Here is a 24,950-nt window from a genome sequence, read left to right as displayed (position 1 = left end):
TTGTTTATCCTGTGCTTTCCAGGGTTTAGAATGTGGCCTGTGCCTTACTTTGAAGAATACAAAACCATGGCCCAGTGGTATGTGATGTACACCAAGCCCCGCCAGGAGTCTGTGGCGCTTGAAAACCTGCAACGCCAGAATTACTCCGTTTTTTTTCCGCAAGCCCGCGTGCAAAAACGCAAGGCCGGGCAGGGCAGCGTGCAGGTGGTGGAACCCCTGTTTCCCCGCTATATGTTTGTCAATCTCGAAGTTGGGGTGGATGATTTTTCCAAACTGCGTTCAACCAAGGGTTGCATGGATTTGGTGAAGTTTGGCGGTAAACCAGCCATTGTGCCGCTTGAGCTGATCGGGCTGATTCAAGGCCAGGTCGATGGTGACTTTGTGCTCGATTTGCTGGCGCTTAACAGGCTGGAAGTGGGCGGCGAGGTGCGCGTGGCCGAGGGCCCATTCGAGGGCATGATGGGAAAAATTGCGGGGCAGAAAAGCGATCAGCGAGTGATCGTGTTGCTGAATGTTTTGGGTGCAGAACGAAGCGTGGAGCTGGCCCGCAGTCAGCTGGACAAGGCCTGAGTTTCATCGAGAACAGACTTCAGCTTGTTCAGGAAGTATTCGGGTTGGACTGGCTTGAGCATCCAGCCTTGAACGCCCAATAGTTTGGCTTCGGTCACCAGGCCTTTGTCTGACAAAGCGCTCATGACAATGATGGGCGTGTGCTTGGCCACTTGACGCACACGGCTGCAGAATTCGAGTCCGCTGATTCCGGGCATGTCGATGTCGGTCACGATCAGGTCAGGGGTGCCATGGTCGACAATGTGTTGCAGCCCTTCCTCTGCGTTGGATGCGGTTTGAGCATCGAACCCGGCTTGGCGAATAACTTCCGCATAAACACTGCGAATGGATCGTGCGTCGTCGAGCAACAAGACTGTTTTCATACTGACTTTCCATTTTTCTACGCGGAGTGGAAATGTTAAATCAGTATGGGGTATAAAAGACAACTTTTAACGATAATTAACCCTTATCGTCTTCGGACTTATTTGGTGCGGTTCCAGTCGTTGACACAACCCACTTGCACCGTGTTTCGGGGTACTGGGCCAGTTTGACTCAGGGTGCGGTTTTCGCCCGGCATAATGTAAAGCTCGGTCATTTGAGCGCCCACAAGTACGCGACAACGCTTGGGGTGTTCTTTGTGCTGGTTCTCGATGTAGATCACGGTTTCTTCGCAAGACTGTGTCACCTTGGCCTTGGTGGAGCCGTCGGAGAGGTCTTGCTCTTGCTTGCCTTCGATGTTGCACATGGTGGCCGAGGTGCTGCTGTTTTCGGCGGCCTTGTCGTTGTTCGGCGCTGGTACTACGGCCACGCACGCGGCGGCAAGTGAAGAGACCACGGCGATCAAGCCGAAGCGTGTAAGTAGTTTTCCATTGATAGTCATGTTCTGTCCTTGATAAATTAAAGGCGGGCTGATGCCTGCGATAATTGAAATACTGCGCCGCGCACAATTGGCATTGTGACTTATTGTGTATTTTTTTAATTCAGGTTTTATTCTAAGCAATTTACTGACCAATCATGACTTTACTTGTTACAGGTTCTGCAGGTTTTATCGGCTCGTGTTATGTACGACAACATTTTGAGCGCAGCAGCGAGCCTGTAATCAGCCTGGATGCGTTGACCTATGCGGGCCACTTAAGCACGCTAGGCCCGGTGTTGAACCGGCCGGAACATACCTTTGTGCATGCATCGATTGGTGATATTGACAGTGTGCGGGAAATTTTTTCGCGACACAAACCCAGAGCCATATTGAACTTTGCGGCTGAAAGCCATGTGGACCGGTCCATTTTGGGGCCGGGCGCCTTTATTGAAACCAATGTGGTGGGCACCTACCGATTGCTGGAGTGCGCGCGTGAATACTGGAATGGTTTGGACGGCGAGGCGAAGAATGAGTTTCGCTTTTTGCATGTAAGCACCGACGAGGTTTATGGCACCTTGGGGCCGGAAGATGCGCCCTTTGCTGAAACCACGCGCTATGAGCCCAACAGCCCTTACTCGGCCAGCAAGGCCGCCAGCGACCATTTGGTGCGCGCCTGGCACCACACTTACGGTTTGCCGGTGTTGACCACCAATTGCAGCAACAACTACGGGCCTTATCACTTTCCGGAAAAGCTGATCCCGTTGTGCATCATGAATGCGCTGAACGGCAAGCAACTGCCGGTGTATGGCGATGGCCAACAAATTCGCGACTGGCTGTTTGTTGAAGACCACACGCGTGGCATTCGCGCTGTGCTTGAGCAGGGCAAACTTGGCGAAACTTACAACATTGGTGGCTGGAACGAGAAGGCCAACCTGGATGTGGTGAAGTTGATTTGTGCTTTGCTGGATGAACTGAAACCGCGTGCGGATGGTGTTTCCTATGCAACGCAAATTGCGTTTGTGACAGACCGCCCCGGCCACGATCGCCGCTACGCAATTGATGCACGAAAAATTGAGCGCGAGTTGGGTTGGAAGCCAGCTGAAACATTCGAAACCGGGATTCGAAAAACCGTGCAGTGGTATTTGGCGAACCAGGATTGGGTTGCCGAGGTGACCGCAGAACGGTGATTTTTGAGCTGAACTTGAAGGGCCGCTGCTGGGTTGACAGCCCAATCGGCGGCGGTGTTTCGATCGCCTCGCCTTCAAGAAAACCTGCCCGTTTGAATTCAACCGCCACGGTCGGCCAGAGGCCGGCACCGAGACTCGGCCCGCTTTTTTGCCGAGCGAGGTGAGTCAGGGTGAATCTCAAAAAGGGAAGTACAGGTTTTCAGGCGAGAGATTGGAACCCAAGCCGATCGGGCAGTTAACGAGCGGTCGAGAAAGCGGAACTCAAACCGATTGGGCTGTACAAACCAACGCGGTGATTATTCGCACCAGCGCGCTTCAGTTAAACTACAGCAACAGTTTTCAGGAGAACTTTGCTTTGGGAATTCGCGTACTCGTGCTCGGCGCACAAGGCCAACTGGGCCACACCATTGGTCAACACGCCAAGCCCGCCTTGATGGAAACCATGGACGCCTGCATCAGCTACGGTCGCGACAAAGCCGACCTGGCCAAGCCCGACACCCTGATCAATGCCCTGAAAGACGTTCGCCCCGACGTGGTCATCAACGCCGCGGCCTACACCAACGTTGAAAAAGCTGAAACCGAACCCGAACTTGCACATGCCATTAACGCAAAGGCTGTTGGTATTTTGGCCGAGCAATGCAAAAAGCAAGGCGTGGCGCTTGTGCATTACAGCACTGATTACGTGTTTGATGGCAAAGCCAATCAACCTTACACAGAGACCGATACCACCAACCCGTTAAGCGTCTACGGAAAATCGAAACTTGAAGGGGAAAGATACCTGAAAGAAGTGGGTGGCAACTGGGTGGTGTTTCGTACCAGTTGGGTTTACGGGCAACGCGGCAATAACTTTTGCAGAACCATGATCAAGCTTGCGCAAGAGCGCGACAGTTTGAAAGTGGTCGATGATCAAACCGGTGCGCCCACACCCGCAAACTGGTTGGCTGAACTGGGGTTAACCGTGGCAGGTGTTGTGGCCAAGCAGCGCTACAAAACCACGGGCAAACTGGCCCCTACTTTTTTGCCCGATTTCCCTTCTGAAATTCCAAGCGGTGAAATTTTTCACGCCAGTGCGGCGGGTGTCACCACGTGGTTCGACTACGCCTGTTTGGCCATTGAACATGCACACAAGCAAGGCATTGTTCAGCGCATGCCCAACATTGAACGTGTAAAAACTGACAGCATGAATTTTGCGGCACAACGCCCAGCGTACTCAGTATTGAACAACCAAAAATTGATGGACACCTTCCGTGTGAACCCACCCGAGTGGACGAAAGGTGTTCGTAATTTTATGTTGAATTATTAAGGATTCAGCAGTCGGTGCTGAACCAGAGAGCGTTCAAATGCGTTGCACTGTTTCATTTTTTCAATCACTGCATCAAGTTCATCGTATTTGAAACCCGCAGACCAGGCTTGAATTCTTTCCATTGCCGAAACAAACGGGCCTGGATTTCCTTCACGACTTAGTGCGCGTAGACAATCCAGATATTCGTCGCGGAACAGAGTGGGGATAATTATTCTGCAGGCACCCACCACGGACAATTCAGAGTTCATGACCAAGCGCGCCAAGCGACCATTTCCATCATTGAAAGGATGAACTTCTGACACAAGAAACATCGCATACAATGCCCGGGGCAAACCAGCTGGAATGGTAGGTAGCAAGAGGGATCCTTGTGTCAATGTGCCACGTACTAATTCAGGTTCGACAAACTCAGTGTTGCCTGCGCGATTTCGTTTCAGTTTGAATTCGCCCGGCTCCACTTCATGCCGTTCCCGCATTTGGTCCCAGTGACGTCTGCGAAGTTGTGTTTCAACTGGTGGGCCACTGGCCAAAACCTGGTGCATCCAGGCAGGTGTCACTGCCTGCCGAAAGACGCCAAGAATATCGTGTGAGTCTTTGGGGCGATTTGGCATCGGTTTACCGGAAAGTACGATCTCGAGTGCTTCTTGAATATCAAATTCAGTGCCTTCAATGAAATTGGAAAAGTACGATTCCAGAAATGCAAAGTGAATCATCGCCTGGGGAGTTCGGGCCACTTCATCCGCTTGGTGTATGGGTTGCGATCGCAGTACTGCTGCCAAATTCTCGAACATTTCAAGTCGGTCCGAATCATAAGGAGGTGCAGCCGTAAGCGCACGCCCCTTGGAGGTGATTAGCGTAGACGTGCGGGTTCTTAAAATGCTGCCAATCAGTGAATCGAGAATATTGAATTCTTTGATCATTCCCAATCTGTTGGCAAGGGGATTCGCTGCCTCCCGCAGCGCAGTCAGCACGTGTTCTCCGCGTGCCTTACAAATGCTTAGCAGACGATTTTCTACCTCCTCGCGGCCAACTGCTTTTTTATTGCTACCTCGGCTCGGGGTTAAATTTTCAAGCAAGCAACGTGCTTCAGACGCGTAATAAATTCCGTGTCCTTGAATAGGCATGTCACCCTGCTGGGGTGGCGCACCTTTCAAGGCAACAATTTGCAATCCTGGAAGTTGAACCTTTCGACTGTACGTGTGGGTAATGTAAAGCACGCCTTGGTCGGGCATGCCACCATTGAAGGCGCTGCGAAACGAGATGACCGCATTCGGGAAAAGTGAACCAATTACTCGGATCCGTTCACGCGCGATTAAAGCAGGCCAGCTTTCTTCTGGCAAATTGCTTAGCATGCCTTTGGCGATCTGTTTGAGTCCACCCGCCTTCAGCTGGCGCTGAACGCCTCGAACTTGCGCAGAAGTTAACTCCTTGTAAAGAACAAGTGAGTAATCCGGATTTGTCGCGTTTTTGACAGTCAATTGTTAACACCTAAAAAATTGTCGTGTTTTTGAGTGTTAACAGTATATCTTTGTCGTGTTTGGGGTGGTTAGTATTGTTTTAGATGTTCAGTGAATACGCAGCACCGTGCTTTTCACAGAGGCCCATGCGCCCACCATCACAAGTACCACCCAAACCAGGATTAGTCCCAATGCGGTAATGCCATTGGGCTGCTCAAAGCGGAAATCACGATCAAATTCGCGAATGAATGTGCCAGCAGCTTCGTCGGCCAAGCCCATGGCACCGCTCACCACCGCATAAGCCAAACCAAAGGCCACCAGTGCAAGGCTGACTGACCACCACAATGTGGGGCGGCCCACTTCAGTGTCGGTTGCGCCCAGCGATTTCAGCACATGCACTTCAGCCTGGTTGCGAATTAGCTGCAAGCGCACGGTATTGAATGTCACCACCAGCACCATGCCGGCAATCAGCACTGCCAAGGCCATGGCAATAATTTGCGTGCCGTTCAATACCGATTGCAGTCGGCGAACCCATTGCGCGTCGTACTGCACATGCTCCACACCCGTGAAGTTTTGCCACTGCGTAATTTTATTTTCGATGGCTTGTGTGTCGGTGGTGGCATCCACTTCCAGCACCACCACCACGGTGTAGGGCAGGGGGTTTTCAGGCAAGGCTTCGGCCAGGTCAGGGGTTTGGCTTTGGGTGCGCAAACGCTCCATGGCTTGTTCAGGCGTGACGATATTCACACTGTCCAGATCGAAATCGCGTTTCAATTGCGCGGCTGCGCTTTTCACTGAATCAAGCGTGGCATCGGGTTTGAAATACAGGCTGATTTCAGGGTCGCCCACCCAGCGGTCCATGCTGGGCACAATGGCGCTTAGGCCTTGTGCAATTGTCCAGGGCATGGCCAAAGCAATGGCCAGCACCAGGGCATTGAACAGGTGGCCAAGTGGCTCATCAAGCCAAAGCTTCAAACCGGCAGAAATTGAAAACCACTGCAAACGTAACCAACGCATGTGTTGTCTCTTAAAAGTGGATCAAGCCCCGTAGGCCTTGTTCAGAAAGTCTTTGGAAAAAGTTTGTACGCCAGCTTCACGCCCACCGTTGTGCGACAAATCAGCGGGTGCTGGCAGCACCGCGCCTTCGCCCAGTTTCAGGCGGTGGGTAACACGGTTGAACCGGTGCGCTTCGTGGGTGGCCACAATAATGGTGACTCCCGCACGGTTGAATTCTTCAAGCAGACCCACCACCCGGGCGGCCGACTCATCATCAAGCTGGGCTGTGGGTTCGTCGGCCAACACCAGGGCAGGGCGATTCACCACAGCGCGCGCAATTTGCAAACGCAGTTGTTGCCCGCCCGACAATTCACTGGGCAACATGCGGTCGGTGTGGCTTAAGCCCACACGGGCCAGGGCGGCTTTTACTCGGCTTTGAATGTCGGTCTCGGAAAGACCCACCACGCGCAGGGGCAGGGCCACGTTGTCGAAGCAACTGCGGTTGTGCAGCAGTTCAACGTCCATACCGGTGTAGCCCACATTGCGGCGGTAGTGCGCGCGTTCGCGGCGATTCAGGCGCGCGATCGAGCTTTTGCCCACCAGAATATCGCCTGTGCTGGGTTGCTCGAATGTGGCCAGCAAGCGAAGAATGGAGCTTTTGCCAGCGCCAGAATGGCCTTCCAGCAAGGTGAACGAGCCCTTGGGTAGCTGAAAGTTCACGCCCTTCAAGGCGGCGTGGGTGCCGTACTTCAAGGTGACGTTTTTAAATTGGATCATGCGGTTTGATTTCCGTCGGTGTCGATGCCAACCAATGCGTTGGCAAATTCTCGGGGGCTGAAGGGGCGTAAGTCGCCCAGTTTTTCACCCACGCCGATAAAGGCCACGGGTACGCGGGTACTCATGCTCATGGCGGCCAGAATGCCACCTTTGGCGGTGCCGTCTAGTTTGGTGACCACCAGCGCAGTCAGGGTCAGTGCATCGTTAAATGCCTTGATTTGCTGCAGGGCATTTTGACCATTGGTGGCATCAACCACCAATACAATCTCGTGCGGTGCATCCATCTTGGCTTTGCCCAGCACTTTTTTCACCTTTTTCAATTCTTCCATTAGATGAATTTGTGTGGGCAGGCGGCCTGCGGTGTCTACGATCACAATGTGGCTGTTGCGGGAAATGCCCGACTGCACCGAATCAAAAGCCACGGCTGCGGGGTCGCCGCCTTGCGCGGAAATGACATCGACACTGCTGCGGTTGGCCCACACATCCAGCTGCTCGCGTGCGGCAGCACGAAAGGTGTCCCCAGCGGCCAACAGAACGGAATAGCCAATTTCGGCGTAGTGGTTGGCCAGTTTGCCAATGCTGGTGGTTTTGCCGGCACCGTTCACACCCACCACCATCATGACCAGGGGGCGGGCGCGGTCTACGCCCATGCTGGTTTCAAGGGGGCGCAGCAAATCAAATACCGCATCGCGCAACACAAGGCGCACTTCCTCCGGGCTGGTCAGGCCTTTCTGGTACACCGTGTCCCGCACCTTCTGCATAAGCAGTTCAGTGGCGGGCAAGCCGCAGTCGGCCAGTAGCAGGCGTTCTTCCATTTCTTCGAAAAAGGCTTCGTCGACCTTTTCGCCGGTGAACATGGAGGTGAGGCCGGAACGGGTTTTGGTTAACCCCGATTTCAAACGACCAAGCCAGTCCTGTCTCTGCCCAGGAATCTGCATGTAAAACTCCAATTGAGGAAACTAAGCGGTGTGAACGACTGTCACACAGCGAGATGTTGAATGACTTATTCTACCATTGAGCTTAAAACGCACGTTTGCTGTAAAAGGTGTCTTGAATGATAAAAACAGGTTTTCAACTGAATCGCCGTTGTGTGGCACTGATTGGCGGCGCCGCGCTGCTGGCTTCCAGCATGTTGCCTTTGGCCCATGCGGCCGATGGCGATATAACTGAGTACAAATTGAACAATGGTTTGCGTGTGGTGGTGAAGGAAGACCACCGTTCGCCCACCGTGGCGCACATGGTGTGGTACAAGGCTGGCTCGATCGACGAGTACAACGGCACCACGGGTGTGGCCCACGTGCTTGAGCACATGATGTTCAAGGAAACCAAAAACCTGAAGGTGGGTGAGTTCTCCGAAACCGTGGCCGCCTTGGGTGGCCGCGACAACGCCTTTACCAGCCGCGACTACACCGCTTATTTTCAGCAGTTGCAGGCCAAAGACTTAAGCAAGGTGATGGCCCTTGAAGCCGATCGCATGGCCAATTTGATTCTTAGCGAAAGCGAGTTTGAAAAAGAAATCAAAGTGGTGATGGAGGAGCGCCGCTACCGCACCGACGACAAGGCCACCGGGAAGCTGTACGAGGCTTTCATGGCAACGGCTTTTATGGCCAACCCCACGCGCACGCCGGTTATTGGCTGGATGAGCGACCTTGAAGCAATGACTTACAAGGACGCGCGCAAGTGGTACCACACCTGGTACACCCCGCAAAATGCGGTGCTGGTGGTGGTGGGCGATGTACAGCCTGCCCAGGTTAAGACCATGGCCGAGAAAACCTACGGCAAGGTAAAACCCAAGAAGCTGGAAGAACGCAAGCCGCAAGAAGAACCCAGGCAGGAAGGCATACGCCGCGTGCAAGTGAAGGCACCCGCTGAAAATCCCTACCTGATCATGGGTTTCAAGGTGCCGAAGTTAAACGACGTGTTGAAAGACCGTGACGCCTATTCTTTGGCTGTTTTAAGTGCTGTGCTTGATGGTTATTCCGGTGCGCGCCTGAATCGCGAACTGGTACAAAACCAGAAAGTAGCCCTGCAGGCCGGTGCCAGCTACGACATGACGGGCCGTGGCCCTTCGCTGTTTTACCTGGATGGCGCACCTGCGCCTGGCCAAACTGTGGAGGCCTTGGAAAAGGCGCTGTTGACCCAGGTGAAAAAGGTGGCTGATGAGGGTGTCAGCGACGCTGAGCTGGCGCGTGTAAAAGCCCAGTTGATTGCCAGCCAGGTGTACAAGCGCGATTCCGTGTATGGGCAGGCGGTTGAAATTGGCCAGAATGTGACCATTGGTTTTGAGGTGGACGACATTGACCGAATGATTGAGCAAATTAAAACTGTGACCGCGCAGGAAGTGCAGTACGCCGCGCAAAAATTCTTCGATCAGGATCAGTTGACTGTGGGTACCTTGTTCCCGCTGCCAATTGACCCCAACAAGAAAGACGCGCCGCCCAAGGGCTTGAGTCATTAATGCGCCACTAAGTCACTACACAGGAAGCACAAGCATGTTGAGTAGCAAAAACAAAGTATTTATTCGCGGCCTGTTTGCCGCAGGTGCCACCGCAGCCGCCGTGTTTGCAGCCCCGGCCAATGCCGCTTTGCCCATTGAAAGCTGGACCGCAGCCAGCGGTGCGAAAGTGATGTTTATGCGTGCCGAAGCGCTGCCCATGCTCGATGTTCGCGTGGACTTTCCGGCAGGTAACCGCGCCGACCCCAAGGGCAAGGAAGGCTTGGCCAGTGCAACTGGTGACATGATTGGTCGCGGGGCTGTAGGCCTTTCCGAGAATGAAATTGCCGATGGCTTTGCTGACACCGGTGCTCAGTTTTCCGGCGGTGCCAGCAGCGATTCAGCTGGTGTGCAATTGCGCACACTGACCTCCGAACCCGAGTTTTCAAAAGCAATTTCCCTGATGAAAACCGTGCTGCAAAAGCCGGTGTTCAATGGCGATATTCTGGCGCGTGAAACAGCCCGAAGTGTGGCTGGCCTGAAAGAGGCTTTGACCAAACCCGACACCTTGGCCGACCGTGCCTTTGCCAGTGCGCTGTACCCCAACCACCCCTATGGTACCCACACCACCGAGGCCAGCCTGAAGGCAATTACTTTGGCCGATGTGGAGCAGTTTTATAAAACCCGTTACCTTGGTAACAAAGCGGTGGTGTCGCTGGTGGGCAATATTACCCGCGCACAGGCTGAGCAATTGGCCAATGACTTAACTGCCGGTTTGCCCAAGGGTGAGCTGCCAGGTAATCCCTTGGGCGGTATTGATTTTCAGGAATTGCAAGCGGCCATGAAAGGCCAGACCATTCAAATTGATCACCCTGCTGCCCAAAGCCATATTTTGATGGGCTTGCCCGCCATGCGCCGTGGTGCACCGGATTACTTCGACCTGCTGGTGGCCAACCATATTCTGGGTGGCGGTGGTTTTGTGTCGCGCCTGATGGATGAAATTCGCGAGAAGCGCGGGCTTGCATACAGTGCTTATTCTTACTTCATGCCAGCTGGCGATGCAGGCCCATTCCAGGCGGGTGTTCAAACCAAGAAAGAGTCCACCGCACAAGCTGTACAAATCATGCGCAAAACCATTCTGGACTTTATCGAGAAAGGCCCCACCCAGGCTGAATTGAATGCAGCCAAGCAAAACCTGGTGGGCGGCTTTCCCCTGCGCATCGACAGCAATAGCAAGTTGCTGGGCAATATTTCAATGATGGGCTTGCACGGTTTGCCTTTGGACTACCTGGACAACTGGACTAGCGAGATTGAGAAGGTGACGGTTCAAAGCGCGCGCGAGGCCTTTGCCAAACACGTGAATGCCGATAAATTGGTGACTGTGGTTGTGGGCGGAAAGCTTGAGTAATTTAACGTGAGTAAGCTCAGGATTATTGGCGGCGCTTGGCGCAGGCACATGCTGCCCATTGCCCCTGTGGAGGGCTTGCGGCCCACACCCGACCGTGTGCGTGAAACCGTGTTCAACTGGCTGGGGCAAGACTGCACTGGCATGGCAGTGCTCGATTTGTATGCCGGCACGGGCGCATTGGGCTTCGAGGCTGCATCGCGCGGGGCGGCCAGCGTGGTGCTGGTTGAGCAGCAACGCAATGTGGTGGCCCAGTTGCAGGAAAACAAAGCCTACCTGTTGTCCAAGTGGCCAACTGCAGAGGGCAGTGCGCCTTCCATTCAAATTGAAGCCAATGATGTGTTGGCCTGCCTGAAGAGGCTGGCTGGTGCTGGAAAGCGTTTCGATTTGGTCGTGCTTGACCCACCCTTTCGCAGCGAATTGATGCTGGCCACCTTGCCCTTGATCAAGGCGGTGCTCAAACCCGGCGGGCTGGTGTATGCCGAATGGCATGAAAACCTGTTCTCAGACCCGACCGTTCTGTGCAAGGCGTTGAATGTTCAAGAAATTGATGCTTTGCGTCATTTAAAAGCGGGCCAAGTGCATGCGCATTTGTTCGCCCTGCCTGCTGTGTGATACAAAGCGTGGATAGAGCAGTATCACGCGAATAAAACCCTTTGATATGGAGATCAGCGATGCGCATTGCTGTATATCCCGGAACATTTGATCCGCTTACCCGTGGCCACGAAGATTTGGTGCGCCGCGGCGCGAAGATTTTCGACAAGTTGGTCGTCGGTGTGGCCGACAGCCCCAACAAAAAACCCTTTTTCTCCATGGATGAGCGCGTTCAAATTGCGCGTGAAGTACTCAGCCATTATCCCAATGTGGAAGTAAGAGGTTTTCGCGGTTTGTTGAAAGACTTTGTTCGCGAGAACAATGCCAACGTGATTATTCGCGGTTTGCGCGCGGTCAGCGATTTTGAGTACGAGTTTCAAATGGCGGGCATGAACCGCTATTTGCTGCCCGATGTGGAAACGATGTTTCTGACACCCTCGGATCAATACCAGTTTATTTCCGGCACCATTGTTCGGGAAATTGCTTCCCTGGGCGGCGATGTCAGCAAGTTTGTATTTCCATCCGTTGAACATTGGTTGAACCAGAAGCTGGGACTGATCCCGCAGCAGGTGATCAACAAGTAAAGTGAGCGTATGGCCTTAATCATCACCGATGAGTGTATTAATTGCGACGTGTGCGAGCCCGAGTGCCCGAACGGCGCAATTACCATGGGTGAAGAAATTTACGAAATAGACCCCGGAAAGTGCACCGAGTGCGTGGGGCATTTCGATGAGCCGCAATGCGTGGTGGTGTGCCCGGTTGAGTGCATACCCAAAGACCCGGCTCACCCCGACACCCAGAAACAATTGCTGGGCAAGTTTTTCAAGCTGCACCCCGATAAAACGCCTTATTTGCCTGCAGAAGGTGATTCAGCGGTAGCATCCAAACCAGCCCCTTCCGAGGGTTGTTGAACAGGACACAACACCAAACTCGCGTTCTCTGCAGGGTGGTCGTTCAACACCCTGAACCAGCCCTCCTGCCAGGCCCAGTAAGGCTTGTCTTCCCGAATCTTGGCTTCACCTGCTTCGCAATTCAATTCACGAACCTGTGCCTCGGCGGGAATGCCTTCGCTGCCCTGTATGGTTTCGGGTTGCAATTCAAGCAAACTCTCTGATGCTGTGTAGTTCATGTTGAATGTCCAGGCTTGGGCATCTTCATGGGTGTAGGTCCATTCCGCCTTGTTCATTGACCAGTCTTGGGCGGGCAATCCACCTTCAAATTGTTGGGCAGAAAATGCAGCCTGGTGAGTTTCAGGCAAGTCGTCGCGACGAATATAAGTGCGAAGATTGTCGCCATTCAATTTGATGAAGGGCGCGCCTTCGCCATTGTTGGCTTGCAGAATTCGAAGCGCCAGAAAATCCTGTTCAGCCGAACCCGTCCAGGGAAATCCGTTCCACTGACCATCCAAATCGATCTTCAGTTTTTTCAGAATAATCTCGCGCATGGCGCCTGCTTCGGTTTGCGCGTTCATGGCCAAATACAACTGATTGTTTTCTTGTGGGGTTTTTATACCCAAGCGCCAGCCAAGGTTGAATTGATTTTCTGTGCTGTTGCTGCCCAGCTGAAATTTAAGCTGTTCAATTTTCCCGTTGATTTCTTGTTGGGCTGCGGTGTTGCGCACAGTGAACTGCGCCTGTTCCAGCTCCAGTTTTTTTAGGTTGAGATTTGGCGTGAAAAAGCCAGGGTTGGCTACTTGTGTGCTTTGCCATGCGCGGGCAGCCAGCGCCACCGGAAGAACCGGTGTGCAGTCCAGATTGATTTGGGTGCAATCTGCTTCTTTTTCTGCCTGAACGGCCAAGCCTTTCACGCTCAGTGACTCAACCTGGATTCGCCCTTGCTTGATGGATTCGAAGGCGTTCATGCCCAGCCTGATCAACGCCAGTTGCAGGTTTTCCTTGCGGGTGGGGTCGTCGATTTCTATTTCAGAAATGATGAGTTGTGGTTTCAGGGAAAGTGCAAGCACCACGCGTTTTACGTCAATACGCTGGTCGGGATACTGGTTGCGAACGCTGTTTAGCTTGGGTTCCCAAACAAAGCGGGGCACCACCACGCCGTGGGACAACATGATGCCTAGCAGGACGATCACAAAGGCGAGAATGGACAACTTCAGGGCTTTGGACATGGCGTGGTGCAGCGAGTTGAAACTGCTAATACCGTAGCACAGAAATGAGACTGCCAAAAAACAAGGCCCCGAAGGGCCTTTGTTTAAACGTTGGGTTAGACGTTGAACAGGAAGTTCAGCACGTCCCCGTCTTTCACCACATATTCTTTGCCTTCGGCCCGCATTTTGCCAGCTTCCTTGGCTCCGTTTTCGCCTTTGAACTGAATGTAGTCGTCATAGGCAATGGTTTGGGCACGAATAAAGCCGCGTTCGAAATCGGTGTGAATGACACCCGCAGCCTTGGGACCCGTGTCGCCAATCTTGATGGTCCAGGCACGCACTTCTTTTACACCCGCAGTGAAATAGGTTTGTAAGCCCAGCAGCTTGAAGCCAGCGCGAATCACCCGGTTCAAGCCTGGCTCGGTCATGCCCATGTCGGCCAGGAATTCCATTTTGTCGGCGTCGTCAAGATCAGCAACTTCAGCTTCAATGGCTGCGCACACTGCAACCACAGGCGCATTCTGTTTGGCTGCATATTCTTGCAGGCGCTCCAGGAATGGGTTGTTCTCAAAACCATCTTCAGCCACGTTGGCCACGTACATGGCCGGCTTGGCAGTGATCAGGCCAAAGCTTTTGATGGCAAACAATTCCTCGGGGTCCAGGCCCAGTGCGCGCACCGGTTTGGCTTCGTTTAACTGGGCTTCACAGCGTTGCAAAATAGCCAGAATTTTTGCGGCTTCTTTGTCGTTTGCGCGGGCCTGTTTGGCATAGCGGTGAACCGCTTTTTCAACGGTACCCATGTCAGCCAAACACAATTCGGTTTCAATGGTTTCAATGTCGGAAAGTGGATCGACTTTGCCATTCACATGAATCACATTCTCGTCTTCGAAGCAGCGCACCACATTCACAATGGCATCGGTTTCGCGAATATGGGCCAGAAACTGGTTGCCCAAACCTTCGCCTTTGGACGCCCCGGCCACCAGGCCTGCGATGTCTACAAATTCAACCGTGGCGGGCAAAATACGCTCGGGTTTTACAATGTCGGCCAGCTTTTGCAGGCGCTCATCGGGCACCTCAACCATGCCCACGTTGGGCTCGATTGTGCAGAATGGATAATTTTCTGCTGGAATGCCCGCCTTGGTGAGCGCGTTGAACAGGGTGGATTTACCGACGTTGGGAAGGCCAACGATGCCGCATTTGAGGGTCATGAGAATTCGCTAAGTACTTAATAGAATGGGGTGAATTGTACCTCGAATTGGAACCATGCCGCACCGTACGGTGACTCATCTATTTGTATTGGGGGGACTATGACAACAGAGCCAGTGAGTGCTCAGCGCCACGGGATGAACGGAGTTGACGGCCCAAATATGCTTCATCCAATTTACTTGCCGCAAAACAGTGTGGCTCGAAACTCCGTGTTGCATCAGCAATTCCTGAGGTTTCTGGAGTTTGCAAAAAAAGAATTGCTGAATCCCGACGCAACGGTGGCGTTTCTGAAAGAGGAAACTTACCTGAAAAGCAATGGCGTGAACGTGGTTGTTCACCCCAGCCGGTGGCCTGCAGCGTTTCAACCGGAAATGAACAATCTGGTGATCAATCCTGAGTTGCTCGGGCTGGGTCAAACCAATCCGGATACGCTGGTATTTGCGGTAACCGAAATTTTCGATCAGATCATTTACGCCCAGTTGTATTCGCAGTCCGTTGATAGCCATGCAATTCGAATTGTGCCGCCCCCCACCCCTGATAATCCGGACAGTCTTGAGCGTCTGATTAATATCAAAGCGGCCAAACAAGATGCGATCAAAGTGGCTGTGATGGGCAGTACCGATAACACCGCTGCGAATGCGCCCCGACAAATTGTGATTGATCCCTACAGCGCGTGGCAGATTGCTGCACCTTTGCACGTGATTGAGGCAAAGGCTGTTGAGGCATTTTCACAGGCCATGCGCGAGCGCGAAAGGTAAAGCAATGCCAACACAGCCAGCACAAGCTACCCCCAGTTATCGCGACATTGCCCTGGGGCTGGGCCAACCGACCAAACCTGCAGGCAAGCCAATCGAAAGTGCGCCGGTGCTGGCTATAAGCCCGAATGAATTGAACTTGCCTGGTAGCCCACCAGCGCCGGGTACCTTGGCTCAAAACTTTAACCAGGAGGTGGCAGGGTATTTTGTGCGGGTGCGTGCCAAAAATCTGCATAAGAATCCGCTAAGTCCGCACAGCGAGAGGATGGTAAAAAGTTCGGAACACCCGGTGGCTGCAATTCAATCGCTGCTCTCCGAGCCAGACTCCATTCCTGCGCGATGGTCGCTGGACCTGCGGGGAAGATCAGGCCGTAAGAAGCTGAGCTATCTTCAGGCGCTTGGCGAAGAATGGGAGACCAATCCGGATGTTGTTAATGTTCATAACAAACTCGCGCGGCACGAGGATTTACTCCGAACCTATTCCGATCAAATACTGACGTCAGCAGGGCGCCCAGTGTTGCAGCGCTTAAATCATGTTGTGCTTGAGCATCCGGATGCCTTTGACGATTTGAGCAGCCTGAGCCACGCTGTCTTTGATATGACAGGTGAGCGGGTCACCGAGCCCGCGGCGTTGTGGCATTTCCTCACGGGCAGAAACCAGGACGGTGAGCCGATGGGCAAGAATTTCCTTGTGACTGTTTTCAAGGTAAACGACCAAACCCGACTTCGGTTTTTATCGGTCAGCGGCGATATAGAGCCTTCATTAATCGATGGTTGTGTTGCTCTCGATGTGATGGGCGATTTGTCTGGGCACAGTCGATTGCGTGCCACCCCCTTGATTCCTTCCGACAACCTGAACACCTGCACTGTGCAAGCAAACCTGACGCAGTTGTGCACAGAGTCAGATGAGCCTGACATTCAATACCTGGGCTATCGGGACTTGTTGGTGGGTATTCCCGCGCAGCGTCAGGAGGCCCGAATGATGCCCAGAACCTTGACGCCGGGGCGCGGTGGTTTGCATGATCGTGCTCGCGACACGGAATACACCGCGCTGAATGCTTTGATGATAATTCTGCAAAACAACAGCGACTGGGCGAGTCAAACCCTGGACATCACTATGTTTTCCCGTTTGCCCATGTGCCACGCTTGCCAGAATGCAGCCAGCTTTGCCATGCTCGATCCGGTTTTTCGCAGTGTGCGATCCTTCAAGGTGTATGGCGCAGCCTAGGTATTTATTAACCTGCGTTCAGTTTGTGGAGCCAGCTTGAAAAGTCGTCCGCCATGCGTTCACTTTCACGAATTGCGGCTTGCCAAATCGGTATGCGAATGCGGTGATCAAAGTTGTAGCGTTTAAAGTCGCCGCGGTCCGGGATTTTTTTCGCTGGTAGCCGTTTGACAAATTCAGGCGATGGGCACACCAGAATCACATTGCTCATCCATTCGGGCTTGGCTTTGCGCACTTTCAAAAACTTGTCGAGCCAGCCGGGTGTTACCGTGGGTGCAAAGTGGGGGTACAGCACCAGGCCATCCAGACGGTGGTAGGGCAGGGCCAGGTGGTAGTCGGTCAGCCCGCCGTCCCAGAAGGGGCCTTCGTGGTACTTCACTTCCGGGTGGTCTTCGTGCAGGGCTTGGGCAATTTTGTACACTGGGTTCAACACAAAGGGAATGCTGCCACTGGCCAGCAATGCATCGTGAATGTTCAGCGCATCAAGGTCTTCAATGTGGGTTGGAATTCGGTCAAAGGGTTGTTTTAACCAGTCGGTGTGCGCGCCCGGGCTTTGAAATACCCACCGTTCGAAGTAGGTGGACAATTTGTTGCGGTTTACGCTGTTGGCCAGTACGGCGCTTGCAAAGCCGCGTTTGCGTGCACGCAGTTGCTGCGCATGGTGCAAGGGGGTAAGCCCTTTGTTTACCCACACCAGCAATTCTTTTCCAGCGGGTTGCACCATGTGCTGCGCTTCCTCGGAAACCACAGCCTGCACCATCGCGTGGCACACGCGACTTATTTCGTGGCGGTCAACGCCCTTGCTGTAATCTTGCGTTTCCACATACTGTTGGGCAAGGCGCTTCAAGGTGGCTGCCGGGTTGCTGCTGGCCGCAGCTGCCATGCGCCATGCACCAATGGAAGCACCAATCAGCTGCAAAGGCTTAATACCTTTTTCAGCACGGGTTCGTAAATGGCCTTCACCCAGCCAGTCATTGAACAGGTACTGGTCAAGCCCCTGCAAAATCAACCCTTTCGGACCGCCCGCAGCTGCGGGTATTGCGCAAATGTCTTCAGGCTGTAAGCCCTTGTTCGCAATGTGCGCCTTGGCGCGGTCGCCCAGAATAATTTGAATGCTGCTTTTCATGCGCACTCCGTGTGAATGTGCGTGGTGGCCTGGCCAATTTGACCTTTCAAAATCAGTTCCGTGTGCTTCAACAATACATCAATGCACTTGTCTATGGCTTGTTGTTGTTCAACACTTGGGCGGTGCAGCACAAAATCAGCAACGCCCTGTTGAAGATTCAGGCTGCGCGGGTGGCCAATGCCAATGCGTGCACGCCAGAATTCATTGCTGCCCAGGTGGGCATGCATGTCTTTCAAACCGTTGTGCCCGGCAAGCCCACCCCCTTTTTTCATTTTGATCTGACCAGGCAATAAATCAAGCTCGTCGTGCGCCACCAAAATTTCGTCGGGTTTTATTTTGAAGAATTTGGCCAAGGCGCCCACGGCCTGGCCCGACCTGTTCATGAATGTGGTGGGGAACAGCAGCCACACGTCTTCCCCTGCAAACTTGATGCGGGCCATGTCGCCAAAAAAGCGCTTGTCAGTTTGCAAAAACACATTGTGTTTGCGGGCCAATGCTTCCAGATACCACACGCCAGCATTGTGGCGCGTGTCTGCATATTGTGGGCCTGGGTTACCCAGACCGACGATCAATTTGATGGGGGTGTTGCTGGACATGAAAAATACAGCCCTGTGAATCACAAGGCTGTATTTTCGCTGATAGTTCGGCTGAAACCAAACAATGGCGGTGATTATTTCACTTCAAGCGGTATGGGCGTTTCAACCCGTCGCCACGCACTCACCAAGGCCATCAAACTGGCGGTGGTGATGTTGTCGTGAAAACCCACGCCAAACTTGCTGCCCGGCACATTCGGAACGCTCACTTCAATAATGGCCATGGCCTTTGATTTGGCACCTTGGCCTACACTGCGTTCTTCAAACCCCACAATGTCCATGGGCACACCAAGGGCTTGTACAGCGGCATCCAGCGGGCCATTGCCCACGCCTTCAAGCCGTGTGGTTTCGCCATGCTGTTGCACGGTAATTTCAATGCCCTGGCCACCTTCTGCATCAAACACTTTGTGGCTGATGTAGCGCGGTTGGCTTTCATCATTTTGCAAATAGGTTTGTTCAAACAAGGCCCACAAGGCAGGCGATGTCATTTCCGCCGCCGTGTTGTCGCTGACCTTTTGCACCACCCCTGAAAACTCCACTTGCATGCGGCGTGGCATCACCACGCCATGTTCGCGTTCAAGAATGTAAGCAATGCCGCCTTTGCCCGACTGGCTGTTCACGCGGATCACGCTGTCGTAGGTGCGGCCCACATCGACCGGGTCAATGGGCAAATAGGGCACTTCCCAAATGGCATCGGGTTTTTGAATGTCGAAACCTTTTTTGATCGCATCCTGATGCGAACCAGAAAACGCGGTGTACACCAAATCGCCCACATACGGGTGGCGGGGGTGAATGGGCAGTTGCGTACAACTTTCCACCACGCGTGCCACGGCGTTGATGTCGGAAAAATCAAGGTTCGGGTGCACACCCTGCGTGTACATGTTCAAGGCCAGGGTCACAATGTCGACGTTGCCGCAGCGTTCGCCATTGCCAAACAAACAGCCTTCCACACGTTGTGCGCCAGCCATCATCGCCAATTCAGCGGTGGCCACGCCGGTGCCACGGTCATTGTGTGGGTGCACGGAAAGCACCACATGTTCGCGACGCGCCAGGCGCCTGTCCATCCACTCAATTTGGTCGGCGAACACGTTGGGTGAGCTCCACTCCACCGTGGTGGGCAAGTTGATGATGATTTTGCGATTCGGGCCCGCTTCCCATGCCTCAATGGCGGTGTTGCAAGCCTGCAAGGCCACATCCAGTTCGGTCATGTTGAAACACTCGGGCGAGTACTGCAAAACCCATTGTGTTTCGGGGTGTGCATCGGTGAGCTCTTTCACTTTTTGCACACGTTTTTTTACCATGTCGATCACTTCTGGCACAGTCATGCGGAACACCGTATTTCTCCACACGGGTGCGGTGGAGTTGTAGATGTGGACGATGGCGCTTTTGGCACCAATCACCGATTCCACTGTTCGCTCGATAAGATCATCACGAGCCTGGGTCATGACCATGGGGGTAACGCCTGCCGGAATCAAATCATTGTTGATTAAATGCCGAACCACGTCGAAGTCGATTTGCGAGGCGGCGGGAAAGCCCACCTCGATCTCCTTGAAACCAATGCGCACCAATTCCTTGAAGAAGTCCAGTTTGGTGGCCACACTCATGGGCTCGAAAATCGCTTGGTTGCCGTCGCGCAAATCGGTGCTTAACCAGATCGGCGCATGTTCAATGGCCTTGTTGGGCCATGTTCTGTCGGGCAGGTCCACTTTGTAAGCGGGGCGATATTTGGTGGCGGGGTTCTTCAACATGCTGCATTGGCCTGAAACGTTAATCCATGAAATACAGTGTAGGTGCTTTGGTCTGGAATATGATTGCGTTTGTTGCTTTGATATTTCCATTTATTGGCAGATAATTGCGTATAAATTAAATTTTTAAGTGAAAAAATACAAATGCAAGAACTTGACCGCTATGACAAGCGAATTTTGACCCTGTTGCAGACCGATGGGCGCATGAGTAACCAAGACTTGGCCGACGCCATTGGTTTGTCGCCATCGCCGTGTTTGCGCCGTGTCAAAGCGCTGGAAGAAGCGGGGCTGATTACTGGTTACAGGGCTTTGGTGGATGCGAAAAAGTTGGGCTTCAGCCTGATGGCGCTGATTTACATTTCAATGGACCAACACACGCCTGAACGCTTCGCCAGTTTTGAGGGGGCCATTGGTGCAATACCGGAGGTGCTGGAATGCCTGCTGATTACCGGGCAGCAAGCAGACTACCAGTTGAAGGTGATCGTGGCCGACATGGACGGCTACCAGAATTTGTTGCTGAACAAAATTACCCGCATTAAAGGGGTAAGCGGTGTGCACACCAGCTTTGTGTTGCGCCGGGTCGTTGATAAAACCGAGGTGCCAGTAGGCTAACTTGAAAACTCAGTTTTGAAGCATGTTTTGAATCATCATGCCGCCGCCACCAATCAGCACGCCGAAGTAAACAATGGAGGCCACATTGGCCAAGTGCCCCAGCAGCACGGCTGCACCATCGCGTTGAATCAGCCCCACGGCCAGAAACAGCAGCGCAATTCCGGGTACGGTGTTGGAAAACGGAATAAAGCCAAACGGTGCCATCAACAACACAGCGCCCAAAATCAAACCGCCGTCGTTGATGATGTTCATGCCATGGCCTGTGGTTAGCCAAGCCATGCGGTGGGGTTTGCTGATTTTTTCAAGGCGCGGAATCCACACCAAGCCTTTTTCAAGGGCGTTGCGCAGTTTGTCGGCGGGCAGGGCCCGTTCTTTGAAACGCTTGGGCAGCCATAAGGTGCGCCCGAAAATTCGGCTGATGCCGATCAGCAAAATGGCAGCGCCAAAAATGGTACTGACACCGGGAATCGACACGGGCACCATGAACACCAGCGTGAGAAACGCCACCAGCAGCAACATGCCATCTCGCCCTACCAAGTCAAGAATTTCGCCGAGGCTGACTGTGCTTGTTGGCAGTTGGGCAATGACTTGCTTGATTTGATCGCCCAATGGCAATTCTTCAAAATTCGGTGTGTTGTTCACTTCGGGTTTATTCAGTGAGGTTAGGCGAGCCAACATTGTGCCCATAAAAAAAGCCGCTGAACAAAGTTGCAGCGGCTTTTCTAAGGACTAACTTGCAACAGCGACTTACTCGTCGCCGCCCTTTGCAGCGCCAGCCTTGATTTTTACTGTAACAACGGACAAGTCTTGCTGGCCGTGGTTGGGGATGCTTACGCCTTCAGGGAACTGAAGTTCAGTCACGTGGATAGAGCGCTTGGTAACATCCAATACGCTGCAATCTACTGCGATGAATTCTGGCAGGTCTTTGGGCAAGCATTCGATTTCGATCTGGTTGGCTACAAAAGTAACCTGACCGGCATACAGCTTGACCGCTGGGCTTTCCAGGTGACCAGAATAGTGCAAAGGCACATTCATGTGGATTTTCTGGTTGCCGTCGATGCGCTGGAAGTCGATGTGCAGCAGCTGTGGCTTGTAAGGGTGTGACTGGAAGTCGCGCAACAAAACTTGCTCGGACTTGCCATCAATTTCCAGATCCAGAATGCTGGAGTGGAATTTTTCCTTTTGCAGGGCGTGCCACAGGGGGTTGTGCTCGATTTGCACAGCCTGAGCTTCCTGATTTGCGCCATAAACAATGCCAGGTACCTGGCCAGCACGACGCAGGCGGCGGCTCGCTCCGGAACCCTGCTCTGTGCGGGATGTTGCAACTACTTTCATGTTGATTCTCCAAATTTGACTTCACCGCGACCAGTGAAACCAAGTTATGCGGCACTTAAGGGCGACCGCAAAAAAGCCCGATAAATCTTAGTCAATAAACAGCGAACTGACTGAATCGGAACGAACAATGCGGCGAATGGTTTCAGCCAGCAGTTCATCAACGCTCAGTACACGAATTGTGTTGCTGTTGTTGGCCTCGTCAGACAAAGGAATGGTGTCGGTAACCACCAGTTCATCCAGATCCGATTCTTCAACACGCTGAATGGCACCACCCGACAAAACAGGGTGGGTACAGTACGCCACCACTTTCTTCGCGCCATTGGCTTTCAGGGCGGCCGCGGCTTTGCACAGTGTGTTGGCGGTGTCGACCATGTCATCCATGATCACGCAGGTGCGGTCTTTCACGTCGCCGATAATGTTCATGACCTCGGCCACATTGGCGCGGGGGCGACGCTTGTCGATAATCGCCAGGTCGCAGTTCAGGCGTTTGGCCAGTGCGCGGGCACGAACCACACCACCCACGTCGGGCGAAACCACCATCAGGTTGTCGAGGTTTTGTTTCCACACGTCGCCGAGCAACACGGGCGATGCGTAAATGTTGTCCACGGGAATGTCGAAAAACCCCTGGATTTGATCAGCGTGCAGGTCCATGGTCAGGACACGGTCTACACCCACAACCTGCAACATATTTGCGACCACTTTGGCGGTAATGGCCACTCGCGAAGAGCGCACGCGGCGATCTTGGCGGGCATAGCCAAAGTAGGGAATTGCAGCGGTAATGCGGCCGGCTGATGCGCGCTTGAGCGCGTCGATCATGACCATCATTTCCATGAGATTGTCGTTGGTGGGGGCGCAGGTGGACTGCAGCACGAACACGTCTTTGCCGCGCACGTTTTCGTTGATCTCGACCATGACTTCACCGTCTGAGAAACGACCTACGGTGGCTTTGCCCAGCGGAATGTTCAGCTGCTTGGCCACTGATTCGGCCAATGCAGGGTTCGCATTGCCAGTGAAGATCATTAAACTGCTGTCGGTTGCCATTGTTTACCCCAGGGCTTGACGTGTGCGTTGGCGAAATAAAAAAGGGCCAACCTGTGGCTGGCCCTTTGGTTTTGGCAGGGGAGGAAGGACTCGAACCCTCGCATGCCGGAATCAAAATCCGGTGCCTTGACCAACTTGGCGACTCCCCTAAAACTTTTATCGATTCAGCCGGATTTAAGCTGGCATTCAAACCACTGCCCTTGCTGCAATTCAGGTGCATCGGCGACTGCTGCCACGGCGTTGCTGAGCTGGCTTGGGCTGGCAAACAAAGCAAACATGGCGGAACCGGAACCTGACATTCGAATCAATTGCGGGTTGAATTTTGCAACACAGTTTGAGAAAACACCAAATTGATGCTCCCATTCCGGGTAGTTGCGAGACACAACAGCTTGCAAAGCATTCTGTGTGTGGGCCTGTAAACAAACCATCAACTCACTATTCATTCGGCTGGCCGAATCGAAGACCGCTATTTTGACGTCACTTGAGTTGCGTGTCAATTGCGGATCGCTAAATATTTTGGGCGTGGGGCAAGAAAGTAGTGGTTTGTAGACAATTAAATGCCCGGAAATGCCCTGAATCGGGGTGATGCGCTCGCCAATTCCTTCCACAAAAGCACAGTTGTCCTGAAGAAAGAAGGGAACATCTGCGCCCAAGGTCAACCCGATCGCAGCCAATTGTTCGGGTGAGACCGGGTAATTGTGGTGTTGTTGCAGCAAACGGAGCACGGTTGCTGCATTGCTGCTTCCCCCGCCCAGCCCGGCTTGTTCAGGTACTTGTTTGCTCACCTGAATGATGACTTGATAAGCCATGCCCAAATTCGCATGGGTATAAAAGACCTTGCAGGCACGAACGGTCAGGTCGACTTCGCCTGGGATGTGGGTAAGATCGCCGCTTCGTTGAATGACAAGTTGGCCGGTGGGGCTGGGTTGTACGGTAATTGTCAGCTGATCACCCAGCGTAATGGGGCAAAAAATGCTCTGAAGCAGGTGGTAGCCATCGTCTCGTCGGCCCGTGATGTGCAAAAACAAATTGATTTTCGCCGGGGAAAAGGCCGAGCGCTTCGCCGTGTCGGAAATGTTCACGTTTTACTTGCCCAAGGTGCCCTGAGGAATCAGGTCAATGCGACCCGAGGTATTGTTTTCGACAAACACCACGCGGTAACGACCATTTTGATTTTCCCAGGCCCAGTTGGTGGGCAAGGTGGGTAATTCATTGGGGTTGGGATTTTCCATCCATTGCACCAGGGCTTCGGCAGGCAATTCGACTGGAAACATCAGGTCGAACAGGCTTTGCCAGTCTTTGGCCAAATACACACGACCATCTGCAGCCCGCACTTCGTAAAAACTACCCAAGCGCTTTGCACTGCCCAGCGAGGGCCCCAAGGTGGAGTTGACCTCCAGGTAAGCAATTTCAGGGGCCTGGCTTGGGCCTGTGCGGCCAGATCGCCATTCATAGGTGCCTGAAATGGAATCGGCTTCAATTTTGCCGTCGGGCTGTTCAACTTTCCAGATCAGCCCGAAGCGCCCGTAATGGCAACTGGACTGAATCGACTTGCAATCGACTTCAGTGCTTGAGTCTCGACCCAAGGTGCTGCACGCACCCAAGCTTGCGCTGATCAAGCCGATGCAGGCCAGGCGCAGTGTTGATAAAGCCATG

At 53.3% G+C, this 24,950-nt stretch carries 27 protein-coding genes and 1 tRNA gene; 11 read left to right on the top strand and 17 right to left on the bottom strand.

Going from position 1 to position 24,950, the window contains the following annotated elements; translation table 11 throughout:
* Window positions 1-30 precede the first annotated feature (30 nt).
* Window positions 31-570, top strand: coding sequence for a transcriptional activator RfaH (locus ACVL1J_RS00790; RefSeq protein WP_341238072.1), 540 nt, complete (start codon window positions 31-33; stop codon window positions 568-570).
* Here ACVL1J_RS00790 and ACVL1J_RS00785 read toward each other — a convergent pair.
* Both ACVL1J_RS00785 and ACVL1J_RS00780 read right to left on the bottom strand, forming a co-directional pair.
* Complete coding sequence (locus ACVL1J_RS00785) at window positions 552-932, bottom strand: response regulator (protein WP_491665021.1); 381 nt, start codon at window positions 930-932, stop codon at window positions 552-554. The two genes, ACVL1J_RS00790 and ACVL1J_RS00785, sit on opposite strands and share 19 nt — an antisense overlap.
* A 98-nt stretch (window positions 933-1,030) precedes the next feature.
* Window positions 1,031-1,429, bottom strand: a complete 399-nt coding sequence (locus ACVL1J_RS00780) for a hypothetical protein (protein WP_394673404.1) — start codon at window positions 1,427-1,429, stop codon at window positions 1,031-1,033.
* Window positions 1,430-1,563: 134 nt separating this feature from the next.
* Between ACVL1J_RS00780 and rfbB the strand changes: the two genes are divergently transcribed.
* Together rfbB and rfbD are read left to right on the top strand one after the other, a co-directional pair.
* On the top strand, window positions 1,564-2,592 hold the full coding sequence (gene rfbB / locus ACVL1J_RS00775; protein WP_491665020.1) for a dTDP-glucose 4,6-dehydratase: 1,029 nt from the start codon (window positions 1,564-1,566) through the stop codon (window positions 2,590-2,592).
* 211 nt (window positions 2,593-2,803) lie between these two features.
* Window positions 2,804-3,895: a dTDP-4-dehydrorhamnose reductase gene (gene rfbD / locus ACVL1J_RS00770; RefSeq protein ID WP_491665019.1), complete on the top strand. Its 1,092-nt coding sequence runs from the start codon at window positions 2,804-2,806 to the stop codon at window positions 3,893-3,895.
* On the opposite strand, the gene ACVL1J_RS00765 is transcribed toward rfbD, so the two are convergent.
* From ACVL1J_RS00765 to ftsY, 4 genes are all read right to left on the bottom strand, one after another.
* Window positions 3,892-5,370 (bottom strand): Fic family protein, encoded by a 1,479-nt coding sequence (locus ACVL1J_RS00765; RefSeq protein WP_491665018.1) that lies wholly within the window; start codon window positions 5,368-5,370, stop codon window positions 3,892-3,894. The genes rfbD and ACVL1J_RS00765 overlap by 4 nt on opposite strands.
* Window positions 5,371-5,457: 87 nt before the next feature.
* Window positions 5,458-6,366, bottom strand: coding sequence for a cell division protein FtsX (locus tag ACVL1J_RS00760; RefSeq protein WP_159568122.1), 909 nt, complete (start codon window positions 6,364-6,366; stop codon window positions 5,458-5,460).
* A gap of 21 nt (window positions 6,367-6,387) precedes the next feature.
* On the bottom strand, window positions 6,388-7,122 hold the full coding sequence (locus ACVL1J_RS00755) for a cell division ATP-binding protein FtsE (RefSeq protein WP_159568123.1): 735 nt from the start codon (window positions 7,120-7,122) through the stop codon (window positions 6,388-6,390).
* Window positions 7,119-8,060, bottom strand: a complete 942-nt coding sequence (ftsY, locus tag ACVL1J_RS00750; RefSeq protein ID WP_159568124.1) for a signal recognition particle-docking protein FtsY — start codon at window positions 8,058-8,060, stop codon at window positions 7,119-7,121. The genes ACVL1J_RS00755 and ftsY overlap by 4 nt, the downstream gene beginning before the upstream one ends.
* 116 nt (window positions 8,061-8,176) lie before the next feature.
* Between ftsY and ACVL1J_RS00745 the strand changes: the two genes are divergently transcribed.
* From ACVL1J_RS00745 to ACVL1J_RS00725, 5 genes are read left to right on the top strand one after another with little or no spacing between them, the layout of a single operon-like run.
* Entirely contained in the window at window positions 8,177-9,580 is a 1,404-nt protein-coding gene (locus ACVL1J_RS00745) for a M16 family metallopeptidase (RefSeq protein ID WP_491665017.1), read from the top strand.
* A gap of 34 nt (window positions 9,581-9,614) precedes the next feature.
* Window positions 9,615-10,964 carry a M16 family metallopeptidase gene (locus ACVL1J_RS00740; protein WP_491665016.1) on the top strand — a complete coding sequence of 450 codons (1,350 nt, stop codon included), beginning with the start codon at window positions 9,615-9,617 and terminating at the stop codon, window positions 10,962-10,964.
* A gap of 6 nt (window positions 10,965-10,970) precedes the next feature.
* Window positions 10,971-11,576, top strand: coding sequence for a 16S rRNA (guanine(966)-N(2))-methyltransferase RsmD (gene rsmD / locus ACVL1J_RS00735; RefSeq protein WP_491665015.1), 606 nt, complete (start codon window positions 10,971-10,973; stop codon window positions 11,574-11,576).
* Between the two features lie 59 nt (window positions 11,577-11,635).
* A complete protein-coding gene (coaD, locus tag ACVL1J_RS00730; protein ID WP_341237941.1) occupies window positions 11,636-12,139 on the top strand; it encodes a pantetheine-phosphate adenylyltransferase in 504 nt (167 codons plus the stop codon).
* 9 nt (window positions 12,140-12,148) lie between these two features.
* Window positions 12,149-12,466: a YfhL family 4Fe-4S dicluster ferredoxin gene (locus tag ACVL1J_RS00725; protein WP_491665014.1), complete on the top strand. Its 318-nt coding sequence runs from the start codon at window positions 12,149-12,151 to the stop codon at window positions 12,464-12,466.
* Here ACVL1J_RS00725 and ACVL1J_RS00720 read toward each other — a convergent pair.
* Both ACVL1J_RS00720 and ychF read right to left on the bottom strand, forming a co-directional pair.
* The gene (locus tag ACVL1J_RS00720; protein ID WP_491665013.1) at window positions 12,403-13,734 is read right to left on the bottom strand and encodes an AsmA family protein; all 1,332 of its coding nucleotides are present in this window, start codon (window positions 13,732-13,734) and stop codon (window positions 12,403-12,405) included. The two genes, ACVL1J_RS00725 and ACVL1J_RS00720, sit on opposite strands and share 64 nt — an antisense overlap.
* 38 nt (window positions 13,735-13,772) lie before the next feature.
* Window positions 13,773-14,864, bottom strand: a complete 1,092-nt coding sequence (gene ychF / locus ACVL1J_RS00715; protein ID WP_491665012.1) for a redox-regulated ATPase YchF — start codon at window positions 14,862-14,864, stop codon at window positions 13,773-13,775.
* A 99-nt stretch (window positions 14,865-14,963) separates the two neighbouring features.
* Between ychF and ACVL1J_RS00710 the strand changes: the two genes are divergently transcribed.
* Both ACVL1J_RS00710 and ACVL1J_RS00705 read left to right on the top strand, forming a co-directional pair.
* Complete coding sequence (locus tag ACVL1J_RS00710) at window positions 14,964-15,620, top strand: hypothetical protein (protein ID WP_491665011.1); 657 nt, start codon at window positions 14,964-14,966, stop codon at window positions 15,618-15,620.
* Between the two features lie 4 nt (window positions 15,621-15,624).
* Window positions 15,625-16,845 carry a hypothetical protein gene (locus ACVL1J_RS00705; RefSeq protein WP_394673416.1) on the top strand — a complete coding sequence of 407 codons (1,221 nt, stop codon included), beginning with the start codon at window positions 15,625-15,627 and terminating at the stop codon, window positions 16,843-16,845.
* A gap of 7 nt (window positions 16,846-16,852) precedes the next feature.
* Here the strand turns inward: ACVL1J_RS00705 and ACVL1J_RS00700 are convergent, their stop codons facing one another.
* The 3 genes from ACVL1J_RS00700 to leuA all read right to left on the bottom strand — a co-directional run bounded on the left by ACVL1J_RS00700 (window position 16,853) and on the right by leuA (window position 20,309).
* Entirely contained in the window at window positions 16,853-17,968 is a 1,116-nt protein-coding gene (locus ACVL1J_RS00700; RefSeq protein ID WP_394673417.1) for a patatin-like phospholipase family protein, read from the bottom strand.
* On the bottom strand, window positions 17,965-18,564 hold the full coding sequence (gene pth / locus ACVL1J_RS00695; protein WP_341237948.1) for an aminoacyl-tRNA hydrolase: 600 nt from the start codon (window positions 18,562-18,564) through the stop codon (window positions 17,965-17,967). Before pth ends, ACVL1J_RS00700 begins: the two co-directional genes overlap by 4 nt.
* Before the next feature lie 74 nt (window positions 18,565-18,638).
* Window positions 18,639-20,309: a 2-isopropylmalate synthase gene (leuA, locus tag ACVL1J_RS00690; RefSeq protein WP_394673418.1), complete on the bottom strand. Its 1,671-nt coding sequence runs from the start codon at window positions 20,307-20,309 to the stop codon at window positions 18,639-18,641.
* A 141-nt stretch (window positions 20,310-20,450) separates the two neighbouring features.
* Here leuA and ACVL1J_RS00685 point away from each other — a divergent pair, with 141 nt between their 5' ends.
* The gene (locus tag ACVL1J_RS00685) at window positions 20,451-20,918 is read left to right on the top strand and encodes an Lrp/AsnC family transcriptional regulator (protein WP_159568141.1); all 468 of its coding nucleotides are present in this window, start codon (window positions 20,451-20,453) and stop codon (window positions 20,916-20,918) included.
* Window positions 20,919-20,927: 9 nt separating this feature from the next.
* Here the strand turns inward: ACVL1J_RS00685 and ACVL1J_RS00680 are convergent, their stop codons facing one another.
* The 6 genes from ACVL1J_RS00680 to ACVL1J_RS00655 form a co-directional block, all read right to left on the bottom strand.
* The gene (locus ACVL1J_RS00680; RefSeq protein WP_491665010.1) at window positions 20,928-21,596 is read right to left on the bottom strand and encodes an exopolysaccharide biosynthesis protein; all 669 of its coding nucleotides are present in this window, start codon (window positions 21,594-21,596) and stop codon (window positions 20,928-20,930) included.
* 69 nt (window positions 21,597-21,665) lie between these two features.
* Complete coding sequence (locus ACVL1J_RS00675) at window positions 21,666-22,253, bottom strand: 50S ribosomal protein L25/general stress protein Ctc (RefSeq protein ID WP_159568142.1); 588 nt, start codon at window positions 22,251-22,253, stop codon at window positions 21,666-21,668.
* An 87-nt stretch (window positions 22,254-22,340) separates the two neighbouring features.
* The gene (locus ACVL1J_RS00670) at window positions 22,341-23,294 is read right to left on the bottom strand and encodes a ribose-phosphate diphosphokinase (protein ID WP_159568143.1); all 954 of its coding nucleotides are present in this window, start codon (window positions 23,292-23,294) and stop codon (window positions 22,341-22,343) included.
* Between the two features lie 72 nt (window positions 23,295-23,366).
* A tRNA-Gln gene (locus tag ACVL1J_RS00665) sits at window positions 23,367-23,443 on the bottom strand.
* A 15-nt stretch (window positions 23,444-23,458) separates the two neighbouring features.
* Window positions 23,459-24,376 carry a 4-(cytidine 5'-diphospho)-2-C-methyl-D-erythritol kinase gene (gene ispE / locus ACVL1J_RS00660; RefSeq protein WP_491665009.1) on the bottom strand — a complete coding sequence of 306 codons (918 nt, stop codon included), beginning with the start codon at window positions 24,374-24,376 and terminating at the stop codon, window positions 23,459-23,461.
* Between the two features lie 3 nt (window positions 24,377-24,379).
* Window positions 24,380-24,949 (bottom strand): hypothetical protein, encoded by a 570-nt coding sequence (locus ACVL1J_RS00655; RefSeq protein WP_159568145.1) that lies wholly within the window; start codon window positions 24,947-24,949, stop codon window positions 24,380-24,382.
* Between the last annotated feature and the right edge of the window lies 1 nt (window position 24,950).

The sequence above is a fragment of the Limnobacter sp. G6BE5S genome (assembly GCF_058448965.1).
This window is presented reverse-complemented; position numbering and strand designations above follow the sequence as displayed.